Genomic DNA, 11,595 nt, shown 5'->3' on the forward strand with positions numbered 1-11,595 from the left:
ATGGAAGAATATGTATATATAGATGGGAAAAAGTATCGAAGAGGATATACTACAGGTTCTTGTGCTACAGGTGCATCTAAGGCTGCTGTGTATATGATGATTACAAAAAATAAAATTGATACAATAAACATAGATACTCCTAAGGGAATACCACTATCATTAAATATTGATAATGTAAACATTTCTGATGATTTTGTGGAATGTTCTGTAAAAAAAGATGGTGGAGATGATATAGATGCAACACATACTATGGATATCTATGCAAGAGTTGAAATTATATCTAAAACTGATGATAGCAATAGTTATCTTACCTTAGAAAATATTGATAACATAAATATTAGTGAAGAATGTCAAAGTGAACTCTATAAATTTATTAGGGTCTATGGTGGAACTGGTATTGGAGTAGTAACTAAAAAAGGATTAAGTGTAGGTGTTGGTAAACCTGCCATAAATCCAACTCCATTAAGAATGATAAATCAAGAAATAATAAAGCTTATAGAAAGTGATTTTGAATCTATGCTTGGGCATGATAAAGTTTTAAAAATAACAATCTTTGCTCCACAAGGAGAAAAAATAGCAAAAAAAACATTTAATCCAAGGTTAGGGATAGTTGGAGGAATATCTATAATAGGAACAACTGGGATAGTTGAGCCAATGAGCGATGAGGGCTGGAAAAAATCTTTATCTATAGAACTCCAAATGAAAAAAGAACAAGGTTTAGACAAGATAATATTAGTTCCAGGAAATCATGGAGAACAATTTATAAGAGAGAAACTGAACTTAGATATTAAGTATGTAGTAAGAACCAGTAATTTTATTGGTTATATGATTAAAGAGGCTCAAAGAATAGGATATAAAAAAATATTGATGGCTGGGCATATAGGTAAATTTATAAAAGTATCAGCTGGGATTTTTAATACTCATAGTAAAGTAGCAGATGCTAGAAGTGAGATATTAGTGGCAAATCTAGCTTTAATGGGAGCTACACATGAATTTTTACATAAAATAAATCAGTGTTTAACTGCTGAAGAAGCTGTAGAGTTAATAAATAATAGCGAATATAAACAGGTTTATAATATATTGAGTAATAAATGTAGAGATAGAGTAAAGCAATATTTAAATGAAGATGTAGATGATATTGATGTAGAAGTAATAATTTTTTCAATGGATAAGTCTTTGTTAGGAAAATCAGATAATACAGATGATTTATTGGAGGTTTTTATATGATAAATATAATAGGTTTAGGGCCTGGTAACTTAGACTATATAACAAAAAAAGGTGAAAATTTAATTTCTACTTCAGATGTATTAATTGGTGGCAGAAGGAATTTAGAATCTGTAAAAAACTTTGAAGGAGAAAAAATAATATTAGATTCTAATTTAAGAGAAATTGTAGAGTATATAAATAACAATAGTGAAAAGCAAATATCAATAATAGCTTCAGGTGACCCACTGATATATGGTATAGGTAAGTATTTATCTAAAAATATTGATAATAAGATGTTAAATATGGTTTCTGGAATTAGTTCTTTACAATATATATTTTCAAGGATATATGTTGATATGAATGATTTATATATTACCAGTAGCCATGGTAAAATACCAGATTTCGATTATATACTATCACATAAAAAAGTATGTATGGTTACAGATTCTAAGATAGGACCAAAGCAAATAAGTAAAGAAATAATAGATAGGAATTTAAATAAAATTATTGTTGTAGGTGAGAATTTATCATATGACAATGAAAAAATAACAATAGCAAAGCCAGATGAAATAATAAGAATGGACAATTTCGGAATGAATGTTGTGGTGATTTTAGATGAGGAATAGTGAATTTATAACAGGTAAGGTTCCAATTACTAAAGAAGAAGTTAGAGCAATATCAATAAGCAAACTAGATTTAGTAAATGCTGAGAGTTTTATAGATATAGGTGCTGGTACAGGAAGTGTAAGCATTGAAGCTGCATATAACTATCCCAACCTAGAGGTTATATCTATAGAGAAAAATGATGCTGCTGTAGAACTTATAGAAAAAAATATTAAAAAGTTTAATTTGAAAAATGTAGAAGTAATAAAAGGCTATGCACCGATAAAGATAAGCTTAAATACTAAAGTTGATTCTATTTTTCTTGGGGGTACTGGAAATAACTTAGAAGAAATAATAGCATGGTCTAAAAAAACTTTAATTACAGGAGGAAGACTTGTAGCTAATTTTATAATCATAGAAACATTTAACCAAACTCTAAAGTTACTTAGAAAATATGGGTTTAAAGAAATAGATGTATGTGTTTTAAATGTTTCTAAACTAGAGAAACTGGGAAAAGGTGAATATTTTAAACCACTAAATCCTATATATATAATATCTTGTGAAAAAGGGGAAGATGATGATGAATAAAGTACATTTTGTAGGAGCAGGACCTGGAGACAAAGAGCTAATAACTTTGAAAGGGTATAAACTATTAAGTAATGCAGACGTAGTAATATATGCTGGGTCACTTGTCAATCCTGAACTTTTAGAATATTGTAAAGAAGATTGTCAAATACATAATAGTGCACATATGGATTTACAAGAAATAATAGATGTTATGAGAGACGGTATAGAAAATAACAAGTCTGTTGTGAGATTACAAACAGGAGATTTTTCTATATATGGTTCAATTAGAGAACAAGTGGAAGATTTAAATAAATTGAATATAGACTATGATTGTACACCAGGAGTGAGTTCTTTTTTAGGGGCAGCTTCATCTCTAGGAGTGGAATATACAGTTCCTGAAATTTCTCAAAGTGTTATTATAACGAGAATGGAAGGAAGGACTCCAGTTCCTGAAAAGGAATCAATACAATCTTATGCTAAGCATCAGACGTCTATGGTAATATTTTTATCAGTTCAAGAGATTGAGAAGGTTGTATCTAAATTATTAGAAGGCGGTTATCCAAAGGACACTCCTATAGCGGTTATATATAAAGCTACATGGGCAGATGAAAAAATAGTTAAAGGAACTTTAAATGATATAGCTGTAAAAGTTAAAGAAAATAACATAAATAAAACTGCTTTAATAATGGTAGGTAGATTTTTAGGAGAAGAATATAATAACTCAAAGTTATATGATAAGGATTTTAAACATGAGTATAGAGGGTAATATCGCTATAATTTGTATTACTGAAAACGGAAAAAACTTAGCTAGAAAGATAGAATCTTTAGTGGACAATTGTGTTGTATATCAAATAAAAAATAAAAAAGGTACTTTAGATATTAGTCAGGAAGATTCTGTACAAATAATACAAAAAAAACTAAGTGATTTTGTAGGAGAGGTATTTAATAAATTTGAGTACATAATATTTATAATGGCGACAGGGATAGTTGTACGAAGTATAGCACCATATATAACAAGCAAGTTTAGTGACCCTGCAATTCTAGTGATAGATGAGAAAGGACAAAATGTAATAAGTTTATTGAGTGGACATATTGGAGGAGCAAATAGTTTAACGCATTATATAAGTAGTCTTATCAATGCGAATCCAGTAATAACAACAGCTACTGATGTAAACCAAAAAGCTTCTTTAGATATGATAGCAAAAAAATTAAATGCTTATATTGATAACTTTAGAGAAAATGTAAAAGAAGTAAATTCTATGTTAGTAAATGGTAAATGTGTTGGTTTGTATGTTGAGGAAGGCTATCAAGTTGACACTAGAGGATTTAAGCTTATAAAAAGTAGTAAAGGATTAAAAGATAGTTTTTTAAATAAAGATATAGAAAAGATAGTTATAGTAAGCAACAAGATAAATTTTACTAAAGATATAGAAAGTTTAGATGTGGATAATAACTTTACACATAATTATTACAGAGAAAAAATAATAAAAGTGATTCCAAAGGATATAGTTATAGGGATTGGGTGTAGAAGATACACAGATAGTAAGTTGATGTTTGATTCTTTACTAGAATTTTTTGAGGTACAAAATATAGATATTAAAGCTGTAAAAATAATTGGAAGTATAGACCTAAAAAAAGATGAAAAGGCAATCATTGATTTAGCAAAAAAGCTAAAAGCGCCATTTAAGACATTTTCAATAGATGAAATATCCAAAGTTGATGATATGTTTGATAAATCCGATTTTGTGAAAAAAAATGTAGGTGTATATTCAGTAGCAGAACCTGTAGCATATCTTTTAAGTAAAGGAAACTTAATAGTTGAAAAACACAAATATAAAGGAATAACTTTTTCGGTAGGGAGAATAAAAATATGATATATGTTGTAGGAATTGGACCAGGAAATAAAGATACTATGACTTTAGAGGCGATAAAAGCGATAGAGGACTCTGAGGCTATTGTTGGGTATAAGACTTATATAAATTTAATAGAAGAATTTATAAGTGATAAGGAAGTAATTCAAAATGGTATGAGACAAGAAGTTGATAGATGTAAACAAGCAGTAGAAGAAGCGAAAAAAGGGAAAAAAGTAGCAGTTATAAGTAGTGGAGATGCTGGTATATACGGAATGGCAGGACTTATTTTAGAATTAATATCTAAGGAAAGTGAAGACATAAGAGTTAAAGTAATTCCAGGTGTTACTGCTAGTATTGGTGCAGCAGCTATACTTGGAGCACCTATTATGCATGATTTCTGTCATATAAGTTTAAGTGATTTAATGACTCCATGGGAAGTAATTGAAAAAAGATTAAAGTTAGCTGCAGAAGCTGATTTTGTAATATGTCTGTATAATCCAAGAAGTAAGGGAAGAAGTGAACATCTAAGTAAAGCATTTAAAATAATGGGAGAGTTTAAATATGGAAATACACCTGTTGGAGTGGTCAAAGATGTAGGTAGAGAAAAAGAAACTAAGTTTATATGTACTTTTGAGAATATGGATTTTGAAAAAGTTGATATGACTACTATGGTTATAATCGGAAATAAATCTACTTATATTGATGGTGAACTGATGATAACTCCAAGAGGTTATACAGTATGATTTTGATTCTAGGAGGAACTTCAGATAGTTTAGCTATATGTGATATGATAAATGAATTGGAAAATCAGTCCTATGTACTTTCAGTAACTACAGAATATGGAAAAGAACTTGCACAAAAACATACAAATAATATAGTTTTAGGTAAGCTTGGAAAAGAAGAAATGCTAAGGTTTATAAAGGATAATCATATAGCTAGAATAATAGATGCTACTCATCCTTATGCAGTTGAAGTATCTAAAAATGCTATTATTTGTGCAAAGTTATCAAACATAGAGTATATAAGATTTGAAAGAAAATCGTTAATAGAAGAAATAAATTATGACAATAAGTTTATAGTAGATACAATTGAAGAAGCTTGTAAAATTGCAAATAAAATAGGAAAAAATATATTTATAGGAACAGGAAGTAAAAACTTAAACAGATTTGTAGAAGGAATAAGTAATAAAAATTTAGTGGTTAGAGTTCTTCCGACAAGTGAAGTTATCTTAAGTTGTGAAAAATTAGGTTTAAATGCAGACAATATAGTAGCAATGAAAGGTCCGTTTAGCCAGTGTATAAACGAGGAAACATATAAACATTATGATGTAGATTTAGTTATAACAAAAGAAAGTGGGGTAGCAGGAGGTTTTTTAGAAAAAGTAAATGCATGTAAAAATCTCAATATACCAGTAGTAATTATTAAACGAGAATCGATTAACTACGAAAATGTAATTAATGACATAAATAAAATTAAAGACATAATTGTGTGATTTTTAGGAGGAGAAGATATGAAGAAAGCCTTATTAGTAGTAAGTTTTGGGACAAGCTACCATGAAACAAGAGAAAAGACAATAGATGTGTGTGAAAATAAAATAAAGAATTCGTTAAAAAACTATGATTTTTTTAGAGCGTATACATCAAATATGATAATAAACAAAATAAAAAAAAGAGATGGCATAGAAATAGACAACCCTATACAAGCTTTAGATAAAATATATGAGCAAGGGTATGAGGAAGTAATAATTCAAACGCTTCATATTATATGTGGAGAAGAATTTAATAAGCTAAAAGAACAAGTAGAAAGCTATTCTTCTAAATTTAAAAAACTTATATTAGGTAGACCTTTACTTACTCACATAGAGGATTATCAAGAATCAGTAGAGGCAATTAAACATCAAATTCCTCATATGGAAAGTGATGAAGCAGTAGTATTTATGGGTCATGGAACAGTTCATGAGTCTCATTCAGCATATCCAGCCTTAGAATATATGCTTAGAGATAATGGAGTAAATGCTTATGTTGGTACGGTTGAAGGTTATCCAGAAATAGAACATGTAATGAGAAGATTAAAAGAAGGAAATATAAAAACTATAAATTTAATGCCATTTATGTTAGTTGCAGGTGACCATGCCATAAATGATATGGCAGGAGATGAAGAGGATTCTTGGAAGACAATACTTGAAGATAATGGATTTAATGTGAAAATTCATTTAAAAGGGCTAGGAGAAAATCCTTATATACAAGATAAATTTGTTCGTCATACTCTTAAAGGTGCAGAAACTGCTAAGTTTTATGGTATAGGAACAGGACCAGGAGATAGTTCTTTACTTACAATAAAAGCAGTTAATACTCTAAAAAAACTAGATGTTTTATACACTCCGGAGTCAAAAAGGGGTGGAGAAAGCTTGGCATTATCAATAGTTAATGAATATTTACCAGAATCACTAGAGATAAAATCTAGACATTTCCCAATGAGTTTTGATGGAAACGAAAAAGAACTAGCTTGGGACAATGTAGCAGAGGAAATTATATCAGATGTTAATAATGGTAAAAATGTAGGATTTGTAACATTGGGTGACCCTATGCTTTATAGTACATATGTGTATATAATGAACAGAATAGTAGATGAGATAGAAGTAGAAACTATACCAGGAATTTCTTCGTTTTCTAATATAGCATCTAATCAAAATTTTCCATTAGTTATGGATAGAGAAGCATTAGTAGTAGTTCCTTGTACTATGGAAGATGATAAGATAGAGAATGCTCTACAAAATTATAATTCTATAGTGTTAATGAAAGTGTATAAGAATTTTAAAGAAATAATAAAAAAATTAGAAAAATATAATCTGATAGAACATGCTATTTTAGTTAGTAATTCGTCTCAAGATAGTGAAACTGTATTTAAGGATTTAAGAGAAGCACATCTTGAAGATAAGATATCTTATTTTTCTACGATACTAGTAAATAAAGAGAACAAAATAAAATAGACGAATGTAATATTTAAAGGAGATTTAATATGAATATCGTGGTTGGAACTAGGGGTAGTAATCTAGCACTTATACAAACTGAATGGGTAATAAATGAGCTAAAAAAGAAATATCCTTATATTAATTTTGAAATCAAAATTATAAAAACAAAAGGAGATATAATTCAAAATGTTTCATTAGATAAAATAGGTGATAAAGGATTATTTGTAAAAGAAATAGAGCAACAATTATTGGATGGACAGATAGATATAGCAGTACATAGTATGAAAGATATGCCTTCTTATTTGGCAGATGGACTAAAATTTGCTCATACACCTAAAAGAGAAGACCCAAGAGATGTGTTAATACTTAGAGATGAATATAAAAGCCTAGATGATTTACCTCATGGAGCAGTAATAGGAACAGGGAGTAAAAGGAGAAAATTTCAATTATTAAAGCAAAGACCTGATTTAAACATAGTTCAAGTTAGGGGAAATGTAGAGACTAGAATACGAAAAATCAAAGATGAAAATCTACATGGAATTGTATTAGCTGCATCAGGAATAATAAGGGCTAATTTACAAGATAAAATAAGTTCTTATTTACCTGTTGATGTTGTCATTCCAGCACCTGCTCAAGGGGCTTTAGCTATAGAGATAAGAAGTAATGATAGTGATGTTGAGGAGATAGTGAACTCACTAAAAGATAATGATACAGAAATCCAAATATTAGCTGAAAGAGGATTTTTAGATGGTGTGAATGGAAGTTGTCATATTCCAATGGCAGCTTATTGTGAAATAAATCAAGATAAAATACATCTTACTGGTTTATATGGAGATTCAGAAGGAAATAAAATAGTAATTAAGTCCATAGAAGGAGATATCTCTTCTCCTAGAGAGTTAGGTTTAAAGTTAGCTAAACTTGTATTGAAGGAGTATGAAAGTTATGAAGGGTAAGGTTTACTTAGTAGGTGCAGGACCAGGAGATTATAAACTCATGACTCTGAAAGGCTTAGAGTGTATAAGAAAATCGGATGTAATAGTATATGATAGATTAGCAAATAGTAGTTACTTAAGAGAAGCTAAAACAGATTGTGAATTTATATATGTAGGAAAGGCATCAAGCAATCATATTTTGCCACAAGAAGATATAAATAGAGTTATAGCAGAAAAAGCTAAAGAAGGAAAACTTGTGACTCGTTTAAAAGGTGGAGACCCTTATGTATTTGGTAGAGGTGGAGAGGAAGCAGAGACTCTAGTGGATGAAGGTATAGAGTTTGAAGTAGTTCCAGGGATAACTTCTGCAATAGGAGGTTTATGCTATGCGGGTATTCCTATAACACACAGAGACCACGCTTCATCATTTCATGTAATAACAGGTCATCTGAAAGGTGATGATAGTGGGGAATTAAATTGGAATGCTCTTGCAAACAATAAAGGCACTCTTGTGTTTTTGATGGGGATTTCTAACTTGAAGAAAATAAGTGAAAACTTGATGAAAGAGGGAAAGAGCAAAGATACACCAGTTGCTCTTATAAGTTGGGCAACTAGATATAATCAAAGGGTTGTTACATCTACACTTGAAAATGTCTATGAAGTTGCTATCAAAGAAGAAGTAAAACCACCAACTCTTATAGTAGTTGGAAGTGTTGTAGGACTTAGAGAAAAACTGAATTTCTTTGAGGGGAAACCTTTGTTTGGAAAAAGTATAGCTGTGACTAGGTCTAGAAATCAAAATAGTGTATTAGTAGAAAAGATAATGGATTTAGGTGGGAATCCAATAGAGATACCTACTATTAAGATAGAAAAAATACAGAATAATACTAAATTGGAAAATGAAATAAAAAATATAAATGAATATAACTATCTAATACTAACCAGTAAAAATGCAGTAGAAATATTTTTTGAGAAGATTTATGAAGTGAATTTTGATTCAAGAATATTATCTAACCTAAAGATATGTGCAATAGGCTCAGCAACGTCAAGTGAATTGAAGAAAAGAGGAATTACAGCAGATATAGTACCAAAAAAATTTGTAGCAGAATCATTATATGAAGAGATATCACCAATTTTAACTGAAAATGATAAGATACTTATACCTAGAGCAGAAAATGCTAGAGACTATTTAGTTGATAAGCTTAAGGAAATTTGTGAAGTAACAGAAATACATACATATAGAACCGTGATAGATGAAGATAAAAGAAATGAAATATTAGATATTTTAAATTCGAATGAGATAGATTATATAACATTTACAAGTTCATCAACAGTAAATAATCTTATTGAGATTATAGGAAAAGAAAATATTAAAATTTTAGATAAAATAAAAGTATTGTCTATAGGGCCTATAACTACAGAGGCAATAAATAATTTAGGAATAAATTTATATAAAGAGGCTACAACATCTACAATAAATGGATTAGTAGATTTAATTATAGAAAATTAATTTTGGAGGATTGAGATGTTAAGAAGACCAAGAAGACTAAGAGCAAGTAAAGCAATAAGAAATTTGGTAAGAGAAACTAAAGTAAATGTAGAAGATTTAATATATCCTTTATTTGTAGTAGAAGGGGAGAATGTAAAAGAAGAAATTAAATCTTTACCAGATGTTTATCACTTATCAATAGACATGTTAGAAGAAGAAATAAAAGAAATAAGAGATTTAGGAATTGAACATATAATGTTATTTGGTGTACCAGATGAAAAAGACGAATGTGCATCACAAGCATTTAATGAGAATGGAATAGTACAAAAAGCGATTAGAAAGATAAAGGAAATAGATTCAAATATAAATGTAATAACAGATGTCTGTATGTGTCAGTACACAAGTCATGGACATTGTGGAATTTTAACAGATACTGGTTATGTTGATAATGATAAATCATTAGAATATTTAGCTAAGATATCTGTAAGTCATGCTAAAGCAGGAGCAGATATGGTTGCTCCATCTGACATGATGGATGGAAGAATACAAGCAATAAGAGAAGCTTTAGATGAAAATGGTTTGGAAAATATCGGTATAATGGCTTACAGTGTCAAATACGCTTCAAATTTTTATGGACCTTTTAGAGAAGCAGCTCATTCAGCACCATCATTTGGAGATAGAAAGACATACCAGATGGACCCTGCAAATAGCAATGAAGCTATGATAGAAACAGAGCTTGATGTATTAGAAGGTGCAGATATACTTATGGTTAAACCTGCATTATCATATTTAGATGTTATAAGAAGAGTTAAAGATAATTTTGATTTGCCTTTAGCTGCTTATAATGTAAGTGGAGAATACTCTATGCTTAAGTTAGCTGTTAAAGAAGGATTATTAAATGAAGATGTAATTCTTGAAGCAATCACATCTATAAAGAGAGCAGGAGCAGATATAATAATAACTTACTTTGCTAAAGATATTGCTAAATTATTAAGAAAATAAGCTATTATTATATAAAGTATTATGAAAAGTATAGAAATTGTAATTTGTTATTTTAAAATATTTTCATCTACAAGTTTAGTAATCTATAATCTTAGTAAATGAAAATATAAGTGACTTTACAATTTCTATATTTGTTTATGTATTTAATAAAAATTTTGGAGGGTAAAAAATGCTATATCCTATTAACTTAAAATTAGATGACTTAGATGTAGTCATAATAGGAGGAGGAGAGGTTGCATATAGGAAATGTAAAAACTTTTTAGATTTTAATAAGAGTGTTACTGTAGTTTCTAAACATATTTTAAATAAGTTTCATGATTTAGAAGGTAACATAAATATAATAAAAGACGATTATAAAGAAGAATATATAGAAAGTAGCTCTGTGATAATTGCTGCTACAGATAATAGGGAGTTGAATTTAGAAATAGGATTATATTGTAGAAAAAATAAAAAACTAGTAAATGTTGTTGATAATGTAGAAATATCAAATTTTACTGTTCCATCATATGTAAAAAGAGGTGATTTGCTTATAAGTGTATCCACAGGGGGTAAAAGTCCATCTTTGTCTTCAAAAATAAAAAAGGAGCTAGAAGAAAAATATACTGAGGATTATGAGGAATATTTGAACGTGTTAGGCGAGATTAGAAAAGAAGTTATAAAAAAATATCAAGATAAAAATAAAAGAAAAAGTATACTTAATATGTTGATAGTACTTGATTTAGATGAATTAAAAAAGTTTAATGTATAAAGTTTTTTAAAAAAAATATAAAAAAGCTGTTGACGAATTATTTTTAAGGTGATATAGTATTACTTGTCCTTAAGAAAAGGGCAAACATGAAACATGAAAAATGAACTTTGAAAATTAAACAGTAGGTTAATTTATAAAACAAGAAACAAACCATAAAGCCAGATATTTAGATAACAATAGTATCTGAGCCTGATAAACTTTTATTTGAGAGTTTGATCCTGGCT

12 protein-coding genes are annotated in these 11,595 nt (G+C 29.1%); all 12 read left to right on the forward strand.

Annotation, left to right across the window (positions count from 1 at the left end):
• The 12 genes from cbiD to IC218_RS19745 all read left to right on the forward strand — a co-directional run bounded on the left by cbiD (nt 1) and on the right by IC218_RS19745 (nt 11,371).
• Nucleotides 1-1,227, forward strand: a complete 1,227-nt coding sequence (gene cbiD / locus IC218_RS19690; RefSeq protein ID WP_227483581.1) for a cobalt-precorrin-5B (C(1))-methyltransferase CbiD — start codon at nt 1-3, stop codon at nt 1,225-1,227.
• A complete protein-coding gene (locus tag IC218_RS19695) occupies nt 1,224-1,832 on the forward strand; it encodes a cobalt-precorrin-7 (C(5))-methyltransferase (RefSeq protein ID WP_227483580.1) in 609 nt (202 codons plus the stop codon). The genes cbiD and IC218_RS19695 overlap by 4 nt, the downstream gene beginning before the upstream one ends.
• Nucleotides 1,822-2,397, forward strand: a complete 576-nt coding sequence (locus tag IC218_RS19700) for a decarboxylating cobalt-precorrin-6B (C(15))-methyltransferase (RefSeq protein ID WP_227825293.1) — start codon at nt 1,822-1,824, stop codon at nt 2,395-2,397. The genes IC218_RS19695 and IC218_RS19700 overlap by 11 nt, the downstream gene beginning before the upstream one ends.
• Nucleotides 2,390-3,142 carry a cobalt-precorrin-4 methyltransferase gene (locus IC218_RS19705; protein ID WP_227436149.1) on the forward strand — a complete coding sequence of 251 codons (753 nt, stop codon included), beginning with the start codon at nt 2,390-2,392 and terminating at the stop codon, nt 3,140-3,142. The genes IC218_RS19700 and IC218_RS19705 overlap by 8 nt, the downstream gene beginning before the upstream one ends.
• Nucleotides 3,126-4,250: a cobalt-precorrin 5A hydrolase gene (gene cbiG / locus IC218_RS19710; RefSeq protein ID WP_227483578.1), complete on the forward strand. Its 1,125-nt coding sequence runs from the start codon at nt 3,126-3,128 to the stop codon at nt 4,248-4,250. The genes IC218_RS19705 and cbiG overlap by 17 nt, the downstream gene beginning before the upstream one ends.
• Nucleotides 4,247-4,972, forward strand: coding sequence for a precorrin-3B C(17)-methyltransferase (cobJ, locus tag IC218_RS19715; protein ID WP_227825294.1), 726 nt, complete (start codon nt 4,247-4,249; stop codon nt 4,970-4,972). The genes cbiG and cobJ overlap by 4 nt, the downstream gene beginning before the upstream one ends.
• Nucleotides 4,969-5,721, forward strand: a complete 753-nt coding sequence (gene cobK, locus IC218_RS19720) for a precorrin-6A reductase (RefSeq protein WP_227825295.1) — start codon at nt 4,969-4,971, stop codon at nt 5,719-5,721. The genes cobJ and cobK overlap by 4 nt, the downstream gene beginning before the upstream one ends.
• Nucleotides 5,722-5,739: 18 nt before the next feature.
• Nucleotides 5,740-7,218: a cobalt-factor II C(20)-methyltransferase gene (locus tag IC218_RS19725; protein ID WP_227825296.1), complete on the forward strand. Its 1,479-nt coding sequence runs from the start codon at nt 5,740-5,742 to the stop codon at nt 7,216-7,218.
• A 29-nt stretch (nt 7,219-7,247) separates the two neighbouring features.
• Nucleotides 7,248-8,153, forward strand: coding sequence for a hydroxymethylbilane synthase (gene hemC, locus IC218_RS19730; RefSeq protein ID WP_227483575.1), 906 nt, complete (start codon nt 7,248-7,250; stop codon nt 8,151-8,153).
• Complete coding sequence (gene cobA, locus IC218_RS19735) at nt 8,143-9,642, forward strand: uroporphyrinogen-III C-methyltransferase (RefSeq protein ID WP_227436137.1); 1,500 nt, start codon at nt 8,143-8,145, stop codon at nt 9,640-9,642. The genes hemC and cobA overlap by 11 nt, the downstream gene beginning before the upstream one ends.
• Before the next feature lie 15 nt (nt 9,643-9,657).
• Nucleotides 9,658-10,623 (forward strand): porphobilinogen synthase, encoded by a 966-nt coding sequence (hemB, locus tag IC218_RS19740; RefSeq protein ID WP_227436135.1) that lies wholly within the window; start codon nt 9,658-9,660, stop codon nt 10,621-10,623.
• 169 nt (nt 10,624-10,792) lie between these two features.
• Nucleotides 10,793-11,371 carry a bifunctional precorrin-2 dehydrogenase/sirohydrochlorin ferrochelatase gene (locus tag IC218_RS19745; RefSeq protein ID WP_227436126.1) on the forward strand — a complete coding sequence of 193 codons (579 nt, stop codon included), beginning with the start codon at nt 10,793-10,795 and terminating at the stop codon, nt 11,369-11,371.
• Nucleotides 11,372-11,595 lie beyond the last annotated feature (224 nt).

Source organism: Clostridioides sp. ES-S-0005-03 (assembly GCF_020658455.1).
In the GTDB taxonomy this organism is placed as follows: domain Bacteria; phylum Bacillota; class Clostridia; order Peptostreptococcales; family Peptostreptococcaceae; genus Clostridioides.